Below are 19,683 nucleotides of genomic sequence, written 5' to 3' on the forward strand. Positions count from 1 at the left end.
TGCTCGGACAGGCAACATCGCCTGGGCCCTTAGCTCAATTGGCAGAGCAGTGGACTTTTAATCCATTGGTTGTGGGTTCGAGTCCCACAGGGCCTACCCCCACAGGCGGGCCTCGCGCCCCTTGGCCTGTGTCGCGGCGCCCGAGTCGGTACGGTCCGGCCCGGGCGCCGCGCCGTTCGCCGAAGAAGGGGTCCCCCGACCGTGCGGAACGTGCTGAACCTCTGGCGGCACCGGCTGGGGGAGGTGCCCGAGTCCGTGTGGGGGCGCGGGGAGCTGGAGGTGCTGATCCTCGCGGACAACGGCCTGACCGAGCTGCCGGGCCGTATCGGGCGGCTGGGCCGGCTGCGCACGCTGGACCTCGGCCACAACCGGCTCGCCTCGGTGCCGGACGAGCTGGGGGACCTCGTCGGGCTCGGGGACTTCCTCTATCTGCACGACAACGAGCTGTCGGAGCTTCCGGAGTCGCTCGGGAACCTGACGCGGCTGCGGTACCTCAACGTCGGCGAGAACGCGCTCACGGCCCTGCCCGAGGCGATCGGCCGGATGGCCGGGCTCGTCGAGCTGCGGGCGCAGCACAACCGGCTGACCGCGCTGCCCGAGGGCATCGGGGGCCTTCGGCGGCTGCGTGAGCTGTGGCTGCGGGGCAACGCGATCGAGGCGCTGCCGCCGTCCACGGCCGGGCTGCGCGAACTGCGCCACCTGGACCTGCGGGAGAACGCCCTGCCCGAACTCGGGGCAGCGTTGGCCGCGCTGCCCCGGCTGCGCCACCTCGACGTCCGCGGCAACCGTGTCACCCGCCTCCCGGACTGGCTTTCCGCCCTGCCCGCCCTGGAGAAACTGGACCTGCGCTGGAACCCGTGCGAGCCCTCCGCCCGGCTGCTGGACGAGCTGGAGCGGCGGGGCTGTGTCGTCCTCTTCTAGACGTGCCCCGCTTCCGGGACGGCGCCGGGCGTACGGACGCGTCAACTCCGGTACGGATCGGTATCGTTGGCCGGATGACCGAACTTCCGGTGATCCTGTTGTTGTCGGGGAGCCTGCGCGGCGGTTCCAGTAACGAGGCGCTGTTGCGGACCGCGCGGGCCGTGGCGCCGGAGGCGGGGGTGCGGGGCGAGCTGTACGAGGGGCTGGCGCGGCTTCCGCACTTCAATCCGGACGACGACACCGACCCGCTGCCGGCGCCGGTGGCGGGGCTCAGGGAGGCGATCGGGCGGGCGGCCGGGCTGCTGATCTGCACGCCGGAGTACGCGGGCACCCTGCCGGGGTCGTTCAAGAACCTGCTGGACTGGACGGTCGGCGGCGTCGAGATCAGTGACAAGCCGGTCGGCTGGGTGAACGCGGCCGCGCCGGGGCGTGGCGAGGGCGCCGAGGCCACGCTGCGGTCCGTGCTCGGCTACACCGGCGCCCGTGTCGTGGACGCGGCCTGTGTGCGGGTGCCGGTGGAGCGGGGGATGGTCGGGGAGGACGGGCTCATCGCCGACCCGCGGGCGCGGCAGCGGCTCGGCGAGGTGCTCGCGCTGCTGGCGGCGGCCGGTTAGGGCCCTTCTCCCGGATCGGGGTCCGGGGGCCGTGCGGGTGCCGTCGTCGTCGCGGCACCCGGTCACCGTCTCGTGCTCACCCGCGTAGTACGTCGTTGCGCCGGCTGTGGGCCGCGTGGCGGGGGCGGGTCACCTTGGAGGAGACCTGGCCGACGATCTCCCAGAAACACACCAGCGCGGTGATCGGCGGAATTCCGAAAATGATCAGCGCCAGCGGGGAATGCGCCGCGTGGCTGACGCACAGGCCGACCGCCATCGCGGAGGCGCCCAGCAGAACTCCCCAGGAGCGCCGGGCACTTCGGCTCTGCACGGTCGCCCGGAGAATGGACAACGCCGCCACGAGCCATGGTCCGTACACGGTCAGCGGCCACCACCGTGCCAGCCGCATCGGCAGCACCGAGGAAGCGGTGGCGCGGAGTTGGGCGTAGGAATAGGAAAAGGACCAGCCCAGCATGCAGATCGCGCACACCGAGATCGTCGCGATCAGCAGTGTGATGTGTGCGCTGCGCTGGTTGTCGCGTGGTGATCCGGGTTCCGTGCGGATGCGCCGGCGGTTCTTCCGGTGGCTGGACCTGCCGTGCGGCGGAGCCGGGGCGGGATTCGCGGCGGACGCGCCGGACAGCATCTGGGCCAGCTCTTCGACCGGGTCCCACTGCATCTCGAGCGTGCTGAACTCATAGTCACACAAAACGTCTTCATCGTGAATCCTGTCCATGGGCCGGGTCCTAGAGCCTCACCATTGCCCGCAGGTACTCACTCTCCAGCTGACTGATTCTCTTCAGGAAATCGTCGAGGAGATCGGAGCAGCCGTCGGTGAACACCTCGCCATCCTTGCTTTCCAGCCGGAACGTGACCGGCGAGTGGAGATTCAACGCGGTGCGTCTCTCAATGCGTGCCACGGTCAGCTAACGAGCCTCTCGGGAGGAGGGGGTGTGGGGCATTCGGGTGCTTCTGTAACTCGAAAGCGGGGTCCGGCGGTCGTATGACAGCAACTGGAGAAAATACGAATGCCGTTTCGGGAGCCCGCTGTCCTTCGGCGGGCACGAACCGGGGACGCCCCCCGGGGAGCGGTCCGGGCGGCGGCGGGCCGCACACTTGAGCCGATGAGCACCGAGCGAGCCTTCACCGAGTCCGCGCCGTACCCGTACGTCCTGCTGTCCGCCGCCGTCTCCCTCGACGGCTGCCTGGACGACACCGGCCCCGAGCGGCTGCTGCTGTCCGGGCCGGCCGACTTCGACCGGGTCGACGCGGTACGGGCCTCGGCCGACGCCCTCCTGGTCGGCGCCGGCACGATCCGCGCCGACAATCCCCGGCTGCTGGTCAACTCGCCCGAGCGCCGCGCCGCCCGCCTCGCCGAGGGACGGCCGGAGCACCCGCTGAAGGTCACCGTCACCGCCACCGGCGACCTCGACCCCACCGCCCGGTTCTGGCACACCGGGGGCGACAAGCTCGTCTACACGACCGACCGGGGCGCCGCGCGGGCCGCCCGGCTGCTCGGCGGCGCCGCCGACGTCGTCCCGCTCGGCCCGGACCTCGACTGGCGGGCCCTGCTCGGCCATCTGCGCGCCGAGCGCGGGGTCGGCCGGCTGATGGTGGAGGGCGGGGGCACCGTGCACACCCAGCTCCTGCGGCAGGGGCTGGCCGACGAGCTCCAGCTGGCCATCGCACCGCTGATCGTCGGCGACCCACGGGCCCCGCGGCTGTTCGGGCCCGGCCGCTACCAGGAGGGACGGCTGCGCCTGGTGGAGACCCGGCGGATCGAGGACGTCGTCCTGATGCGCTACGAGCCCACCGCGCCCGGCACCGGCCCGCTGCCCGCCGCCGCAGACCGGCACTGGCTGCGCACCGCCTGCGAGCTGGCCGCCCTGTGCCCGCCCTCCGGGACGGCCTTCAGCGTCGGCGCGGTCGTGGTCGCCGCCGACGGCACCGAGCTGGCCCGCGGCCACTCCCGGGAGGGGGACGACCCCGTGGTGCACGCCGAGGAGGCGGCGCTCGCCAAGATCGACCCCGCCGACCCGCGGCTGCCCGGCGCCACCGTCTACAGCAGCCTGGAGCCCTGCGCCCGCCGCGCCTCCCGCCCCGCGCCCTGCGCCGAGCTGATCCTGCGGTCCGGGGTGCGCCGGGTGGTGACCGCCTGGCGGGAGCCCGACACCTTCGTCGCGGGCGCCGACGGCACCGGTGTGCTGCTCCGCGGGGGCGCCGAGGTCGTCGTCCTGCCCGCGTACGAGGCCCTCGCCAAGGCCCCGAACCGGCATCTGCTCGGCTGAGCCGGACGGCCCGCCGCAAAGCCGTGTGCTCGGCACCCCGAACATGGCGTACACTGGAATCAACGACGCGGGGTGGAGCAGCTCGGTAGCTCGCTGGGCTCATAACCCAGAGGTCGCAGGTTCAAATCCTGTCCCCGCTACTGAAGACTCAGGGCCGGAATCCAGATCATGGATTCCGGCCCTGAGTGTTTTCCGACCGGTTCGCAGCCCCCGTATGGGGCGTCACCCACGGTGACCGTGCGACCGCCGTACGCATAACAACTGAGTCACCATCAAAAACCCGATGACTCCTGAACACCGGCCAACTCGCCCGGATTGACGGCTCCTTGGGCGGTAAGTCCACGCCCCGGAGCCGTAATGATCAAGCCGAACGGCTTGGAAAGTGACGGCCGGGTCTATTAACGTTCGATAACGCAGCGCGGTCGTCCCAGCCGTCACCCGAGGCGGCTCCGTGCGCACGCGCCGAATCCCGTAAGGGAACCGGGGAACCACCACCTTGGGGTGAATCACGCGGACACCGTCGTGAACTCAGCGAGTCCACGGCCGGTATACGCGCGTAGGAGACCTTCCTGCTCCGAACCCGTCAGCTAACCCGGTAGGCGGAGGAAGGAAAGGAGCACGCCCCCGTGGCGTCCAACCGGCCTGCCCCACAAGCCCCCTTCGTGCCCGCTCAACGCGATGCCGAGCCGTTCGGCCCCGGCCCCGAGGGCGAGGGCCCCTGGGAGGAGTGGAACCCCACCGAGGAGTCCGTCGCCCCGGTCCGCGGCCGGCACCGCGTCGCCAAGCAGCGCGGCGGCTTCGCGCGCAGCTCCACCGTCCTCGGCGTCGGTGTGATCGCCGCCGTGGGCGCGGGCGGCATCGCCAGCGCCAACCCCGGCAAGTCCCCGGTCTCCCTCTCCATGCCGGACCTGCCGTCCGTCTCGGTGCCGCACCTGTCCTCCGTGGAGCACCTCCTCGGTGACGACTCCGCCGGTTCCGCCGAGAAGCACCAGGCCACCGACACCGCGCTCACCGGCATCGGGCAGACCACCCAGGACGGCACGCACACGGGCGCCGGCGAGGCCCTGCGCAACCGGATCATGGCCCAGGCCGAGCAGCAGCAGGGCCAGGCCGACAGCAAGGCCACCGCCGCCATGGTCGCCGCCGCCCAGCAGCAGAGCGACGCGGCGGCCGCCAAGGCGGAGAAGGAGGCCGCCGACGAGGCCGCCGCCGCCAAGCAGCAGGCGGAGGCCGACGCCAAGAAGGCCGCCGAGGCCAAGCGGCTGGCCGAACTGGCCAAGCAGTACACGCTGCCGGTCGTCTCGTACACGATCACCGGCACCTTCGGGCAGCCCGGCGCCATGTGGTCCTCCGGCTACCACACCGGCCTCGACTTCGCCGCCCCCACCGGCACCCTGATCAAGGCCGTCCACGGCGGCACCATCACCCAGGCCGGCTGGGCCGGCGCCTACGGCTACCGCACCGTCCTCACCCTGGACGACGGCACCGAGCTGTGGTTCTGCCACCAGTCCTCGATCAACGTCTCGGTCGGCCAGAAGGTCACCACCGGCGAGGTCATCGGCCGGGTCGGTGCCACCGGCAACGTCACCGGACCGCACCTGCACCTGGAGGTCCACCCGGGCGGGCAGGCCACCGGCGTCGACCCGGCGCCCTGGCTGCGCGACAAGGGCCTCAACCCCTGAGCACACCGGCCCCCGCGGGGACCGCGGACCAGCGGTGGAATGCGATCACCCACCGCCGGTGTTGTCGTTGAGCATGACTTCTCTGCGCCCACTGGGCTCTTCCGACCTCGAGGTCTTCCCGCTCTGCCTGGGCGGCAACGTGTTCGGCTGGACCGCGGACGAACAGGCGTCCTTCGCCGTCCTGGACGCCTACACGGCCGCGGGCGGCAACTTCGTCGACACGGCCGACGTCTACAGCGCCTGGGTCGAGGGCCACCAGGGCGGCGAGTCCGAGACCGTCATCGGCAAGTGGCTCAAGGCCCGCGGCAACCGCTCCGACGTCGTCGTCGCCACCAAGGTCAGCCAGCACCCGCAGTACCCGGGCCTGTCCGCGGCCAACATCAAGGCCGCCGCCGACGCCTCCCTCGCCCGCCTGGGCACCGACTACATCGACCTCTACTACACCCACTTCGACCAGCCCGACGTGCCGGTGGAGGAGATCATCGGCGCCCTGGACGAGCTGGTGAAGGCCGGCAAGGTGCGGCAGATCGCCGCGTCCAACATCAGCGCCGAGCGGCTGCGGGAGTCCCTGGACTTCTCCGCCCGAGAGGGCCTGGCCCGCTACGTGGCGGTCCAGCCCCACTACAACCTGGTCTCCCGCGACACCTACGAGGGCCCGCTCCAGGACCTCGTCGCCCGTGAGGGCCTGTCCTCCGTGCCGTACTTCGCCCTCGCCGCGGGCTTCCTGACCGGCAAGTACCGGCCCGGCCGGAAGGTGGACAGCGCACGCGCCAACCGGGCCGCGGACTACGCGGAGACCGAGCGCGGCCAGAAGGTCCTCGCCGCCCTCGACGAGATCGCCGCCGCCCACGAGGCACCGCACGCCACCGTCGCCCTCGCCTGGCTGGCCGCCCAGCCGACGATCACCGCCCCGATCGCCTCGGCGCGCACGCTGGACCAGCTCCCGGCCCTGCTGGGCGTCGGCGAGCTGAAGCTGACGGACGACGAGCTGAAGAGGCTGACGGACGCCTCGGCGTAACCGGCCGCTCCGGGGCTCCCCGGCGGCGTCACGTCCGGTACGGGTTGTACGACGTGGCGTACGGCGCCGCCGGGTAGCCGTACCCGGGCCCGCCGTACGCGGGACCGCCCTGTCCCGGCCCGCCGTATCCGTATCCGGGGCCGCCCCACCCCGGTCCGTACCCCTGGTTGTACGGCGCCGGGGCCCAGGCCGTCGGTGCCGGGGCCGCCGTGCGGGCCGCGTACTCCAGCGCGGGCCGGGCCGCGTCCCGGCGCTGCCACAGCTCGTCCAGCAGCTCCCGCTCGCGGGCGACGAAGCCGGCGCCGGCCCGGCCGCGCCGCCCCCGCCGCCGCAGCAGCGCCAGCGCGGTGGCCTGGACCTCGTAGCGCGCCACCGCGCGCGCCGTGGCCCGGCCGCCGTGGTGGCGGGCGAAGTCGCGGGCCATCCGCCGCGCCCGCATCGAGCCCAGGGCGAACGGCTCGGCCGGCCCCAGCCACCCGGCCAGGACGTAGACGGGCAGCTCCTCGCGCACGGTGCGCAGCTCCCGCTGCCGGGTCCAGATCCCGAGCCAGGTCAGCAGCCCGAACACGGGCAGCATGAAGGCGCCGTAGACGGCGAGGAAGCCGAACTGGCCGAAGGTGGCGGAGCCGTTCCACAGGGCGTGCATGCACATCGCGAGCAGCAGCCCGCCGAGCGGCACCAGCAGCCGCCGGGCACGCTGGTGCGGGCCGCTCAGCGCGGCGACGCCGAAGCCGATGCCGGTGCAGGTGGTGAACAGGGGGTGCGCGAACGGGGACATCACGATGCGCACGAAGAAGGTGGCGGCGGTGACGGAGACGATGCCGTGGCCGCCGGTGAGCTGGTCGGTCCCGAAGGCCGTGCCCAGGTAGAGGATGTTCTCGGTGAACGCGAAGCCGGTGGCGGTGATCCCGGCTATCACCATCCCGTCCACGATCCCGGTGAAGTCGCGCCTGCGGAAGACGAAGACCAGCAGCACGGCCGCGGCCTTGGCGGACTCCTCGACGATCGGGGCTATCACCGTGGCGCCGAGGGTGTTGGCGCTCGCCGGGTCGGCGGTCGAGGTGGCTATCCACTTGGTCGCGAAGCTGTTGGCGACGATGGCTATGAGCGCCGCCGCGAAGGCGCCCCAGCAGAACGCGAACACCAGGTTGCGCCAGGGGAAGGGGGCCACCCGGTCCAGCCAGCGGAACGCGGTGACCAGCCAGGGCACCGGCAGCACCGCGAGCCCGAGGCCCACCAGGAACCCCTCGGTCCCGGTCTCCCTGCGCACCAGGGCGAGGATGACCAGGCCGGACATGGCCAGCAGGGTGATCAGCGCGCCGTAGCGCACCCACCGCAGCTGCCACCAGTGCGGGTGCCGCAGCACCGCGTCGCCGGGGATCGGTGGGTACGTCGGATACGCAGGACTGGTGGCCACGGCATCGACCCTAACGGTGGCGGGACGAGGGGCTTAAGCGGTTTACCGGCGGCGGAAGAGCAGATCGTTCACGACATGTCCCTTGTCCAGTCCCTGTCCCTCGAAACGGGTCAGCGGCCGGAACTCGGGCCGGGGCGCGAAACCGCCGTCGGCCTGCGTGTTCTCGAACTCCGGGTGGGCGCCGAGCACCTCCAGCATCTGCTCGGCGTACGGCTCCCAGTCGGTGGCGCAGTGCACCAGCGCGCCGGACTTGAGCCGGGTGGCGACGAGGTCGAGGAACTCCGGCTGGATCAGCCGCCGCTTGTGGTGGCGCTTCTTCGGCCAGGGGTCGGGGAAGTAGACGCGCAGCCCGTCGAGCGCGTCGGGGCGGAGCATCTCGCGCAGCAGGATGATGGCGTCGCCGTTGCCCACCCGGACGTTCTCCAGTCCGCATCGGTCGGCGAGGTTCAGCAGATTGCCCTGGCCGGGGGTGTGCACATCCACCGCGAGCACATTGGTGCCGGGGTCGGCGGCGGCCATCCGCGCGGTGGCCTCGCCCATCCCGAACCCGATCTCCAGCACCACGGGACGGTCGTTGCCGAACAGCTCGGCGAGGTCGATGACCCGCTGCCCGTCGATGTCCAGCCCCCAGGCGGGCCACAGCCGCCGCAAGGCGTCGGCCTGCCCGGCGGTCACCCGGCTGCGGCGCGGCTGGAAGCTGCGGATCCGCCGCTCGAAGTGCGACCCGGCGGGATCGGCCCGGGGGCCGTCCGGGAACCGCGGCTCGCCCTTGGCCCGGGCACGCCGCACGGCGGCACCGGGGTCCCGCGGGGCCGGTTCGGTCAGGGCTTCGGGGGCATTCATCGCATCAGACACAGTACGACCGAGTCTACGGGCGCGACCGGACCCGGCCCCATGCGTACTCGGTCACCCGCTAACCGCCGACGGCGTCCAGCATCCCCAGCGCCCGGCGGGCGATCTCCCGGCCGATCGGCAGGGACGCGGTGGCCGCCGGGGACGGCGCGTTCAGCACGTGCACCGCGCGGGCCCCCTCCTTGATCAGGAAGTCGTCCGCCAGCGCGCCGTCGCGCAGCACCGCCTGGGCCCGCACACCGGCCGGCGCCCGTACCAGGTCCTCGGCCCGCACCGCGGGCAGCAGTCTGCGCACCGCCTCCAGGAACGCCCCCTTGGACACCGAGCGGCGCAGCTCGCCCGCGCCGTACCGCCAGTGCCGGCGCGCCAGCGCCCAGGAGCCCGGCCAGGCCATGGTCCCGGCCAGCTCGCGGGGGCGGACGACGCCCCAGCCGTACCCCTCCCGGGCCAGCGCGGGCACCGCGTTGGGGCCGATGTGCACCACGCCGTCGACGCCCCGGGTCAGATGGACGCCGAGGAACGGGAACGCCGGGTCCGGCACCGGATAGACCAGGCCCCGCACCAGCTCGGGCCGCGCCAGCTCGTAGTACTCCCCGCGGAAGGGCACGATCCGCACGCCCGGTTCGTCCCCGGTCAGCCGGGCCAGTTCGTCGCAGTGCAGGCCGGCGCAGTTCACCAGCACCCGGCCGCGCACGACGTCCCCGCCCGCGGTGCGCACGGCCACGCCCCGCTCCGGGCGCCGGTCCACCCGCACCACCCGGGCGCCGTAGCGGATCTCGGCGCCCGAGGCCTCGGCGAGCCGCCGGGCGACGCCCGCGAAGTCGCACACGCCCGTGGTGCCCACGTGGATCGCGGCCAGTCCGCGCACCTCGGGCTCGTACTCGGTGATCTGGGCGGGGCCCAGCTCCCGCACGGGTATGCCGTTCTCCCGGCCGCGCTGCACCAGGGCGTGCAGCCGGGGCAGCTCCGCGCGCTCGGTGGCGACGATCAGCTTGCCGGTGACGGCGTGGTCGATGCCGTACTCGGCGCAGAACTTCACCATCTCGGCGGCGCCCCGCACCGCGTACCGCGCCTTGAGCGAGCCGGGCCGGTAGTAGATCCCGCTGTGCACGACCCCGCTGTTGCGCCCGGTCTGGTGGCGGGCCGGGCCCGGCTCCTTCTCCAGCACGGTCACCCGGGTGCCCGGCGCGGCCCGGCTGATCGCGTACGCCGTCGACAGCCCGACGATCCCCCCTCCGACCACGAGCACATCGCAGTCGTACGCCCCGACCGGCACCTGCACCACCTCCCACGTCGATAGTGCACTGCGCCACTGACATCGCCTTCAAACGCCGAAGTGATCAGTACCGCTCGGGGTGCGGGGCGTGCGCGGGGGCGGGTCCGCAGGCGGGTGTGCCGGGCGGGCGCGCGGGTCCGGGGTCAGGCCGGTGCCATCAGGAGGGGACGGGCCCGCTCCCGCAGTTCCACCACCCTCGGTTCGTCCCCGTACGGCTCCAGGCGGTGCAGCAGGTCCTTCACGTACTCGGTCGTGCGGGCAGACGAGATCCGTCCGGCCACCTCGACCGCCCGCACCCCCTGCTCGCACGCCGCGTCCAGGTTGCCGGACTCCAGCTCGGCGACCGCGGAGACGACCAGCCGCAGCCCGTGCGAGCGCACGAACTCCTCCGTCGGCTTGGACAGGGCCTGCTCGGTGAAGCGCCGCACCTGCCGGGGCAGCTTCAGGTCCCGGTAGCACTCGGCGGCGTCCGCGGCGAACCGGTCGTAGCCGTAGAAGCCGAGCCACGAGGGATCGTTGTCCCCCTCCCGGGCCCGCTCCAGCCAGCCCTCGGCCGCCTTCAGGGCCGCCCCCGCCGCCTGCGCGTCCCCGGCGCGCGCGTGGGCGCGCGCCTCGACCAGCCGGAAGAAGCTCATGGTGCGGGCCGTGGCCAGTCCCCGGTTGCGCTCCAGCGCGGCCTGCGCCAGGTCGACCCCCTCGTCGCCGAAGCCCCGGTAGGTGGCCTGGAGCGACATGGAGGCGAGGACGTACCCGCCGAGCGGGACGTCGGCCGCCGCGCGGGCGAGCCGCAGCGCCTGGATGTAGTAGCGCTGGGCGGCCTCCTGCTGCCCGGTGTCGAAGGCCATCCACCCGGCCAGCCGGGTCAGTTCCGCGGAGGCGCCGAACAGGGCGCGGCCGACCTCGTCGGAGTAGGCGCCGAGCAGCAGCGGCGCCGCCTCCACGCGCAGGCACTCCGGCACCATCGACGAACGCCAGTCGCCGCCTCCGTACTTGGAGTCCCAGCGCCTGGCGTCCTCGGCGGCCTCCCGCAGCTTGCGCACGTCGCTGTGGCCGACTCTGACCGCCCCGCCGGTGCCCTCGGCGGAGCCGTCCTCCCGCGCGACCGAGCTGTCGGCGGGGGTTATCAGCCAGCGTGAGGCGGGCGTCGCGTAGGCGCTCACCGCGAAGGAGCCGGCGAGCGACTGCCAGATGCCGCCGGAGCCGGCCCGGCGCCCGGCGAGGTCGAGCCGGTACAGCTCGGTGGCCGACTTCACCGCCTGCGCCACGTCCCGGGGGAAGGCGAGACCCACTTCGGGTGCGGGGTCCGCGTCCGCCAGGCCGATCTCGTGCAGCGGCACCGGGCGGCCGAGCTTCTGTCCGATGGCGGCCGCGATGAGGTGCGGCGCGGCGCCCTGCGGCACCATGCCCTTCGACACCCAGCGCGCCACGGAGGTCTTGTCGTAGCGAAGAGTCAACCCGCGTTGGGCGCCAAGATCGTTGACGCGTCGCGCGAGTCCTGCGTTGCTGATTCCCGCGAGGGCGAGAACGGCGCCGAGTTTTTCGTTCGGCCCGCGTTGCTCCCTGGACATGCGCCACCCCTCGACACAGACGGCCGCCGCGCGGGCATAACCGCGCGGCATTCGTAAACCCAGCGTAGTTCGCCGCATCCCAAGCGTTAAGGGGCATTGTTCCGGATGGCGGGATTGTGGTCCGTACGGAAGTACGGTCCTGTACGCACCGTGCACGGCCGGTCGTCGCGTGCCCCCGCGCGTGTGGCCGTGCGCCCGGCCGTGCGCTCTTCTCCGGCCAACTCCGTGGCGGTTTCCTGGTCTTGCGTGGGTCGGCCCGCTGTACTGGATCCAGTGGGCTGGGGGACACCGCCACCTTCATCCCCGCGGGTGGCGGACCGGTCCGGGAGGCGGCGACCGCCTCCCGGACCGTGCGTGCGTGAAGGGTGCCGCGCGCATCGCCGGCCCCTACGGAGCGTGCTCGGTTTCCGCGCGCCTCACGGTATTTGGCTGAAAATCGTCCCGCAGAACGCCGGGTGTTCACGGCTGCGACCATGAAAATTCGGGGCGTGAAAGGCGTTTAGGGGGCGCACATGGGGCGTATTCGCGTCGCGTCCTGCCCGGTGGCCCCCGGCCCCGGGTCAACGGCCACCGCGTCAACGCCGGTTGCCCTTCCACCGTCCCGGGCGGTGTCACCACACCTCTCCCGCGCGTCCTTCGTGGCAGCATGGGGGCCGGTTCGTCCGGTGCAGTGGTTGTCCACAGCCTGTGGAGGCGTCGATGCGGTGGTTGGTGGGGTGGAGCAGCACCGCCGCGGGCACGGCCGCGCCCGGCTCGGCCGGCGCCCTCGACCTCGACGGCGAGACCCTGCACCCGGTCGGCTCCCAGCTGTTGTGGGGCGACCCCGACCCGCTGTGGGCCGTCGGCGACTGGCGCCCGGACGAGGTGCGGGTGATCAAGGCCGACGAGCAGAACCGGATCGCGGTCCTCGGCATCTGCGGCGCCTCCGACGAGGAGCTGCGGCGCGGCCTGTTCACCGCGCGCGGCGGCGCCCTGCGCCATCTGACCGCCTGGCCCGGCAGCTACACGGCCGTCGTCCAGGTCGGCCGCCGCGTCACCGTCTGCGGCGACCTCGCGGGCGCCCGCCCGGTCTTCCACACCCCGTGGGCGGGCGGCACCGCCTACGCCACCGCCGCGCTGCCGCTCGCCGACCTCGTCGAGGCCAACCTCGACTTCGGTCACCTGGCCGCCCTGCTCGCCGCCCCGGACGTACCGGCCGCGCTGCGCGACACCACCCCGTACGAGGGGGTGCGGCGCGTTCCGCCGGGGCACGCGCTGGTCCTGCGCGCCGGGGCGCGGGAGATCGCCGGGTACGACCCGGTCTCCTCGCTCGCCGTGTCCGCGCCCCCGGCCGACCCCGACCACGCCGTGGACGCCGTGCGCGACGCCCTCGTGGAGGCGGTGCGCACCCGGCTGTCCGCGCCCCGGCACGTGCCCGACCTCGATCCCGGCCCGGTGCCCGGGATGGGACCCGCGGAGCGGCGCGCCCGGCGCGGCATGCCGGTGCCCGGCATCGGCGCCGACCTCTCCGGCGGGCCGGCCTCCGCCACCCTCGCGCTGCTCGCCGCCGGGCTGCCCGGCCGGCCCGGCACCCTGCTCGGCCACGGCGCCGGCGAACGCCTCCTCGCCGTCACCTTCAACGACCTCGCCGTCGGCGGCCGGGAGGCCGAACTCCAGCGCGCCGGCGCCCTCGCCGAGAACCCCCGGCTGCACCACGTGGTGGTGACCGGCGGCGAGGAGCTCCTGCCCTACGCCGACCTCGACGGCCCCCTCACCGACGAGCCCGGACCCTCGCTGGTCACGGCCGCCCGGCACCGGGCCCGGCTGGCCGCGGGCAGCGCCGACCACTTCACCGGACACGGCGCCCGCCAGGTCCTCGACGCCCATCCCGCCCGCCTCGCCGACCTGCTGATGGACCGCCGGCGCCGCCATCTGGTCCGGCCGGTCGCCGCGCTCGCCCGGGCCGACGGCTCGGTGCTGGTCCCCGCGCGGGTGTACGGCGCGGCCCGGCGGCTCGCCCGCACGCCGTACCGGGCCGGGGTCGAGGCGCTGGCCGAGCGGCTGATGCGGCGCCGGTTCGAGGAGCCCAAGGGGGCGGTCGGAGCGTCCCTCGCGGCGCTGACCTGGGCCCCGCCCGGGGCGGCCGCCCGGTGGCTGACGGGGGAGGCGCTGGCCGAAGTATCGGTTCTGCTGGGGGTCGAGGCGGACCGGACCGGCACGGGCGTCCAGCGCCCCGGCGACCACCGGGCGCGGGCCGCGCTCGCCCGGTACGCCGCGGACCTCCGCGTCCTCGAACAGGCCGCGGAGATCCGGTCGCAGCGGCTGCACGCGCCCTTCCTGGACAACCAGGTCGTCCGCGCCTGCCGCGCGCTGCCCGAGGCGCTGCGGGTGCGGCCGGGGGCGCGGGCCGCGATCCTGCGCACCGTCCTGTCCGGCGCCGGTGTCACCGACCTCCCGCCCGGCTGGGGCGTACCGTCCCACGCCTCCTCGGCGGCCGCGGCCCGAGCGGGCCTGCGGGTGTCCGCCGACGCGTTGCAGGACCTCTTCTCCCGCCCGCTGCTGGCGGACGCGGGACTGGTGGAGGCCCGGGTGATCCGCAAGGCGCTGCGCGCGGCGGCGGGCGGCTCCGCCGTACCGCTGGACGGCCTCGCCGACCTGGTCTCCCTCGAACTGTGGCTGCATCGCCTGCTGGCCCGCCGGGGGACGTGCTGGACCGGAACGCCCGCGCGCTCGCGGGCGGTGCCGGCGGGGATCACCCCGCGCCGGGGGGCGCTGGCGTCCGGCGCGTGAGCCCGGGCATGCGCGCCCGCACCCGCCCGGCCCGCCGGTGTGTTCGTCAGGCCCGCGCCCGTCGTCCCCGCCCGCCCGGCTCCGCCCCCCGTGCCCGCCGTGTCCCCGCCCCCGCCCGCAAACCCGTCGAACCCATGCCCGCTCCCCGTCCACAATGACCGGGTGCGGTACAGAATCCTCGGCATCACCCAAGCGGCGGACGGTCACGGCGACCCCCTCCCGCTCACCGCTCCCCGCCTGCGCACCCTCCTCGCCGCCCTCGCCCTGCGCCCCGGCCGCACCACCACCCCGCACACCCTCGTCGAGGAGATCTGGGCCGACGCCCCGCCCCAGGACGCGCCCGCCGCCCTCCAGGCCCTCGTCGGCCGGCTCCGCCGCACCCTGGGCAAGGACGCCGTCACCTCCACCCCCGGCGGATACCGCCTCGAAGCCACCGAGGACGACGTCGACCTGCACGTCTTCGAACGTCTCACCCGCACCGGCACCAGGGCCCTCGGCGCCGGCGACCCGGAGACCGCGCACCGCGCCCTCACCACCGCGCTCGCCCTCTGGCACGGCCCCGCCCTCGCCGACCTCCCCGACCGCACCGCCGCCGCCCGCCCCGAGGCGCTGCGCCTGGAGGCCACCCGCGCCCGTGCCGCCGCCGCCCTCGCCCTGGGCCGCGCCCGGGAGGTCGTACCGGAGCTGCGCGAGCTGACCGCGGCCCACCCCTACGACGAGCCGCTGCACGCCCTCCTCATCCGCGCCCTGCGCGACTGCGGCCGCCCCGCCGACGCCCTCGCCGCCTACGAGTCGGCGCGCCGCACCCTCGCCGACACCCTCGGCACCGACCCGGGCGAGGAACTGCGCGCCCTGCACGCCTCACTGCTCGCGCCGCAGCGCCCCGCCCCGCCCCCCGACCGGCGCGGCAACCTCCGGCCCCGCCTGACCTCCTTCGTCGGCCGGGAACCGGAACTCGCCGCGGTCCGCGCCGATGTGCGGGCATCCCGCCTGGTCACCCTCACCGGACCCGGCGGCTCGGGAAAGACCCGGCTCGCCGAGGAGGCCGCCGCCGCGTTCGCCCCCGCCTGGCTGGTCGAACTGGCCCCGCTGGACCATCCGGAGGCGGTGGCCGGCGCCGTGGTCAACGCGCTGGGGCTGCGCGAGACCGTGCTGCTGAACACCGAGCTGACCGCGCAGCACGACGACCCGACCGCCCTGCTGATCGAGTACTGCGCCCCGCGCACCCAGCTCCTCGTCCTCGACAACTGCGAGCACGTCATCGACGCGGCCGCCGCCCTCGCCGAGACCCTCCTCACCCACTGCCCGGGGCTGACCGTCCTCGCCACCAGCCGCGAACCCCTGGGCGTGCCCGGCGAGTCGGTGCGCCCGGTCGAACCCCTGGCCCCCGAACAGGCGCACCGCCTCTTCACCGAGCGCGCCAAGGCCGTCCGCCCCGACGGCGTGCTCGGCGACACCGCCGCCGTCGCGGAGATCTGCCGCCGTCTGGACGGGCTGCCGCTCGCCATCGAACTGGCCGCGGCCCGGCTCCGGATGCTGACCCCGCGCCAGATCGCCGACCGGCTCGATGACCGGTTCCGGCTGCTCACCTCCGGCAGCCGCACCGTGCTGCCCCGCCAGCAGACCCTGCGCGCGGTGGTCGACTGGTCCTGGGACCTGCTGGACGAGCGCGAGCGCACGGTGCTGCGCGAGGTGTCGGTCTTCGTCGGCGGCTGGGACCTCGCGGCGGCCGAGGCCGTGTGCTCGGGCCCGGTGGCCGATCTGATCGGGGCGCTGGTCGACAAGTCCCTCGTCGTCGCCACACCGGACGCCACCGACGCGCCCGGCGGCATGCGCTACCGCATGCTGGAGACCATCCACGAGTACGCCACCGAGCGCGCGGCCGACACCCCCGGACTGCGCGCCGCCGCCGAGCGCCGCCACCGCGCCTGGGTGCGGTCGCTGGTGGAGCGGGCCGAGCCGCTGCTGCGTTCGGCGGAACAACTCCCGTGGATCGCCCGTCTGGAGACCGACCTGGACAACATCCGGGCGGCCCTGGACCGCGCGGTGCGCGACGGCGAGGAGGCCGAGGCGGGCGCGATCGTCCTGGCCATGGGCTGGTTCTGGTGGCTGCGCAACCACCGCCGGGAGGCCGTCACCCGGACGCGCCAGGTGCTCCGCCTGGGCATCGCCCTCGACGCCCTCGCCGCTGGAGCCACCCCCGAGGGCGGCCTGCCGGCCCTGATGGAGTCGGCCGACATCGTCGGCGCCCTGCTCGCCGCGCCCGACGGCGAGCGGGGGCACCCGCTGCGCGAACTCCGCATGGACCTGCGGATGTCCGACCTGTTCCTGACCACGGAGGGCAGGATCGAGCGGCTGACCGACGACGACGAGCGGGGTCCGCGCTACATCGCCCGGGTCCGGGCGGCCTACGCGCGCGGCGGCCCGCACGCCGCCCGCCTCCCCGGCATCACCTGGCCGCTGACCGCCTACTACCTGGGCGGCCCGGGGGACGCCGGCCGCGACCTCACCCCGGCGGTCGCCAACTGCCGGAAGTACGGCGGCGACTGGGAGACCGGCGTCACGCTGATGTTCCGCACCCACGCGCTCGTCGACTCCCCGGGCAATCTGCACGGCGTGGACGAGGACCTGGCCGAGCTGCGGACGCTCAGCCGCCGCGTCGGGGACCGCTGGATGCGGGCGCAGGTGTGCAGCGCGGCCGGTGAGACGGCCATGGCGCGCGGCCGTTACGCCGAGGCGCGCGACGAGTACGCGCAGGCGCTGCGCCTCGCCTACGAGGTCGGCGCCTACGCGGAGTCGCCGTTCCTGCTGGCGCGGCTCGGGGAGATCGCCTACCGTGCCGGCGACCGCGACGGCGCGCTCGCCACCCTCGCGGAGGCGGACACGGCCGCGGACCGCTACGCGGTGACGGAGGCCCGCGCCTTCGCCCTGATGATGCGCGCCTGCATCGCCCTGTACGACGGGCGGACCGCCGAGGCCCGCGAGCTGTACGACGCGACGTTCGAGGCGACCCGGGGCGAGGCCGCGCCCCCGCAGTTCGCGGCCGCCCTGGGAACCGTGGAGGCGCTGCTCGCGGCCGCGGAGTCGGGCCCGGAGCACGGGCTGCCGGTCGTGGCCGAGGCGCTGGAGGCGGCCGTGGCCATGCGGTGCGCCGAGTGGATCACCGGGGGACTGGTGGACACCGCGGCCGGACTGCTGGCCCGGCTCGGGGATCTGCCGGGCGCGGTCCGGCTGTACGAGGCCGCGGACCGCTGGTGCGACGGCCGCCCGCGCAGCGAGCCCGAGCGCACCGAGGCCGCCCGGGTGCTGGCCGGTGCCCGCGCCGCCCTGCCCGCCGAGCGGTACGCGGCCGAGCGGGCCCGGGGCGCCGGCTACGGGGTGGCGGAGGTCCTGGCCGACATCCGGCGGGTGCGCACGGCGGCTACGCGCAGGTGAACCGGGATTCCGCCCAGTCGGCCAGCGAGTTCCGGTCGAAGGCGTTGCTGTGCGGCCGTACGACGAGCCGTACGGCCGTCCGCCCGGTGAGGTCCACGTGGACGGGCACGGCCTGGTCGCGGCCCTTGACCATCCCGGACTGCCACAGCGGGACGCCGTCGGCGTAGACGGCGAAGGAGACCTTGCCGAGGCCGAGCGTCATGTCGTCCACCCCGGCGAGCGCGTCGTAGGCGGTGCACCGCCGGTTGAGGACGACGGTCACCGAGGAGTCGCCGCGGACGGTCGCCCCCTGTGCGTACAGCTTGCCGCCGACCGACAGGCCGTAGCGCTGCCACACCCAACTGCTCTCGCCGAGCGCGATCTCGGGCTCGGTCCCGTCCCCGTCCGCGTCGTAGCGCAGCTCGCCGAGCTGGTAGACGACGGGGGCCGGCGGCGGAGTCGGGCTCGGCGTCGGGCTCGGCGTCGGGGTGGGCGTCGGGGTCGGCGTGGGTTCGGGGGCGGGCTTGGAGGGCGCCGGCCTGGGGGTTCTGGTCGGGGTGGGCGTCGGGGACGGCGTGGGTGTGGGCGCCGGGGTCGGCGTGGCGGGCACCACCGGCGGCGGTACGGCCTTCGACGGCGCGGGCTTCGGCTTCGCCGGTGCGGGCGTCGGCGCCTGGGACACCACGACCGGCGCGGACGGCGCCGAGGGCTTCGCGGTCTCCTTCGCCGGACTGCCGTCGTTCACCAGGCCGAAGGCCACCGCGGCGGCGGCCACGGCGACCACCCCGGCCGCGATGCCCGCCTTGACCGGCGCCCCGACCGCCTCCGTTGCGGCCCCGCCCGCGGAACCGGCGCCCCCGGAGGAACCGCTCGCGGCGGCGGCACCCGCGGCACCGGCCCCCGCGCCCCCGGCGACGAGGCCGAGCGCCTTGGCGTACCCGGCGGCGCCGAACCACCCGATGACCGCGACCGGCACCACCGCGGGGATGCCGCCGGCGACCTCTTCGATCTGCGCCGCCGCCAGCCGGCACCTCGCGCACTCCGCCAGGTGCTTGCGCAGCCCCCGCTCGGCGCGGACGCGCAGCTTGCGGCGGGCGTAGGAGCCGAGCTGGTCGGCGTAGCGGGCGCAGTCCGCGTCCGCGGTGAGGGTGGCGCTGACATGCGCCTGGAGATAGGCCTGCTTCAACCCCTCGCGGGCGCGGCTGGCGAGCACCCGGGTGCCGTTGGCGTCCAGACCGAACAGGACGGCGACCTCGCTCGGCGACTCGTCCTCCACCTCGGTGTGCCACAGCACGGCCTGCCAGCGCTCGGGCAGCGAACGGAACGCCCGCATGGCCATGGACTGCTCGGCCTCGTGCAACGCCCGTACGTCGGCGCCGAGTTCGAGCGTGTCGTCGTCGGACACCTCGGCGGACCGGGCGGCCTGCTGGGCGAAGGTGGCGAAGTCGTCGACGAGCTGTTCGCGCCGGGCCGACCTGAGCCAGTGCGCGGCGACGCGCCGCACCGAGGTCAGCAGATAGGCCCGTACCGCGTGCTCCGGTCCCGAACCGCCGCGCACCGCCTGCAACATGCGGGCGAAGACCTCGGCGGTGAGGTCCTCGGCGGTGTGCGCGTCCCGGCAGCAGGTCCGCGCGTACCGGCGCACCGCGCCGGCGTGCCGCCGGTACAGCTCCTCGTACGCCGAGTCGTCCCCGGCCCGCATCCGCTCGATCAGCTCGGCGTCACCGGGTGGCACGTCCTTGCCGCGCTGGGCCGGCACCCCGTGTCCCCTCGTCCGACGTCCCTGGCTCGGCACCTGCGGCGCGTCCGGTCCGACCGCGTCCACATCACCGTCGTCACCGCGTGGTCCGTCCCACCCGTCAACGCTCATAGCGGAACGCCCCCG

The 19,683-nt window shown here is 74.6% G+C and carries 14 protein-coding genes, 2 tRNA genes and 1 riboswitch; of the genes, 9 read left to right on the forward strand and 7 right to left on the reverse strand.

Annotated features, from left to right (window positions below):
• The first annotated feature begins 23 nt into the window (after positions 1 to 23).
• From BLW85_RS20765 to BLW85_RS20775, 3 genes are all read left to right on the forward strand, one after another.
• Positions 24 to 96 (forward strand) — tRNA-Lys (locus tag BLW85_RS20765).
• A gap of 114 nt (positions 97 to 210) precedes the next feature.
• A complete protein-coding gene (locus BLW85_RS20770; RefSeq protein WP_425275340.1) occupies positions 211 to 921 on the forward strand; it encodes a leucine-rich repeat domain-containing protein in 711 nt (236 codons plus the stop codon).
• Positions 922 to 995: 74 nt separating this feature from the next.
• Positions 996 to 1,535 carry an NADPH-dependent FMN reductase gene (locus BLW85_RS20775; RefSeq protein WP_074992820.1) on the forward strand — a complete coding sequence of 180 codons (540 nt, stop codon included), beginning with the start codon at positions 996 to 998 and terminating at the stop codon, positions 1,533 to 1,535.
• Positions 1,536 to 1,611: 76 nt separating this feature from the next.
• Here the strand turns inward: BLW85_RS20775 and BLW85_RS20780 are convergent, their stop codons facing one another.
• Together BLW85_RS20780 and BLW85_RS39460 are read right to left on the reverse strand one after the other, a co-directional pair.
• The gene (locus tag BLW85_RS20780; protein ID WP_079172378.1) at positions 1,612 to 2,250 is read right to left on the reverse strand and encodes a DUF2637 domain-containing protein; all 639 of its coding nucleotides are present in this window, start codon (positions 2,248 to 2,250) and stop codon (positions 1,612 to 1,614) included.
• 10 nt (positions 2,251 to 2,260) lie between these two features.
• Positions 2,261 to 2,434, reverse strand: coding sequence for a hypothetical protein (locus BLW85_RS39460; protein ID WP_167381423.1), 174 nt, complete (start codon positions 2,432 to 2,434; stop codon positions 2,261 to 2,263).
• Positions 2,435 to 2,638: 204 nt separating this feature from the next.
• Between BLW85_RS39460 and BLW85_RS20785 the strand changes: the two genes are divergently transcribed.
• The 4 genes from BLW85_RS20785 to BLW85_RS20800 all read left to right on the forward strand — a co-directional run bounded on the left by BLW85_RS20785 (position 2,639) and on the right by BLW85_RS20800 (position 6,502).
• Positions 2,639 to 3,802, forward strand: coding sequence for a dihydrofolate reductase family protein (locus tag BLW85_RS20785; protein WP_074992821.1), 1,164 nt, complete (start codon positions 2,639 to 2,641; stop codon positions 3,800 to 3,802).
• Between the two features lie 66 nt (positions 3,803 to 3,868).
• Positions 3,869 to 3,942, forward strand: a tRNA-Met gene (locus tag BLW85_RS20790).
• A gap of 310 nt (positions 3,943 to 4,252) precedes the next feature.
• Positions 4,253 to 4,419, forward strand: a riboswitch (cyclic di-AMP (ydaO/yuaA leader).
• A gap of 9 nt (positions 4,420 to 4,428) precedes the next feature.
• Positions 4,429 to 5,484 carry a M23 family metallopeptidase gene (locus BLW85_RS20795; protein WP_074992822.1) on the forward strand — a complete coding sequence of 352 codons (1,056 nt, stop codon included), beginning with the start codon at positions 4,429 to 4,431 and terminating at the stop codon, positions 5,482 to 5,484.
• Between the two features lie 73 nt (positions 5,485 to 5,557).
• Entirely contained in the window at positions 5,558 to 6,502 is a 945-nt protein-coding gene (locus BLW85_RS20800; RefSeq protein WP_074992823.1) for an aldo/keto reductase, read from the forward strand.
• Between the two features lie 28 nt (positions 6,503 to 6,530).
• On the opposite strand, the gene BLW85_RS20805 is transcribed toward BLW85_RS20800, so the two are convergent.
• From BLW85_RS20805 to BLW85_RS20820, 4 genes are all read right to left on the reverse strand, one after another.
• A complete protein-coding gene (locus tag BLW85_RS20805; RefSeq protein WP_208624875.1) occupies positions 6,531 to 7,919 on the reverse strand; it encodes a PrsW family intramembrane metalloprotease in 1,389 nt (462 codons plus the stop codon).
• A gap of 42 nt (positions 7,920 to 7,961) precedes the next feature.
• Entirely contained in the window at positions 7,962 to 8,762 is an 801-nt protein-coding gene (gene trmB / locus BLW85_RS20810) for a tRNA (guanosine(46)-N7)-methyltransferase TrmB (RefSeq protein ID WP_074992825.1), read from the reverse strand.
• A gap of 70 nt (positions 8,763 to 8,832) precedes the next feature.
• Positions 8,833 to 10,056: an L-2-hydroxyglutarate oxidase gene (gene lhgO, locus BLW85_RS20815; RefSeq protein WP_070028695.1), complete on the reverse strand. Its 1,224-nt coding sequence runs from the start codon at positions 10,054 to 10,056 to the stop codon at positions 8,833 to 8,835.
• A 134-nt stretch (positions 10,057 to 10,190) separates the two neighbouring features.
• Complete coding sequence (locus BLW85_RS20820; protein WP_070028696.1) at positions 10,191 to 11,615, reverse strand: NsdA family TPR-like regulatory protein; 1,425 nt, start codon at positions 11,613 to 11,615, stop codon at positions 10,191 to 10,193.
• Positions 11,616 to 12,314: 699 nt separating this feature from the next.
• Between BLW85_RS20820 and BLW85_RS20825 the strand changes: the two genes are divergently transcribed.
• Positions 12,315 to 14,384 carry an asparagine synthase-related protein gene (locus BLW85_RS20825; RefSeq protein WP_074992826.1) on the forward strand — a complete coding sequence of 690 codons (2,070 nt, stop codon included), beginning with the start codon at positions 12,315 to 12,317 and terminating at the stop codon, positions 14,382 to 14,384.
• A 162-nt stretch (positions 14,385 to 14,546) separates the two neighbouring features.
• Complete coding sequence (locus BLW85_RS20830; protein WP_208624877.1) at positions 14,547 to 17,819, forward strand: ATP-binding protein; 3,273 nt, start codon at positions 14,547 to 14,549, stop codon at positions 17,817 to 17,819.
• On the opposite strand, the gene BLW85_RS20835 is transcribed toward BLW85_RS20830, so the two are convergent.
• Complete coding sequence (locus tag BLW85_RS20835) at positions 17,806 to 19,668, reverse strand: sigma-70 family RNA polymerase sigma factor (RefSeq protein ID WP_107409153.1); 1,863 nt, start codon at positions 19,666 to 19,668, stop codon at positions 17,806 to 17,808. The genes BLW85_RS20830 and BLW85_RS20835 overlap by 14 nt on opposite strands.
• Positions 19,669 to 19,683: the final 15 nt, after the last annotated feature.

The organism is Streptomyces misionensis (genome assembly GCF_900104815.1).
GTDB classification, from domain to species: domain Bacteria; phylum Actinomycetota; class Actinomycetes; order Streptomycetales; family Streptomycetaceae; genus Streptomyces; species Streptomyces misionensis.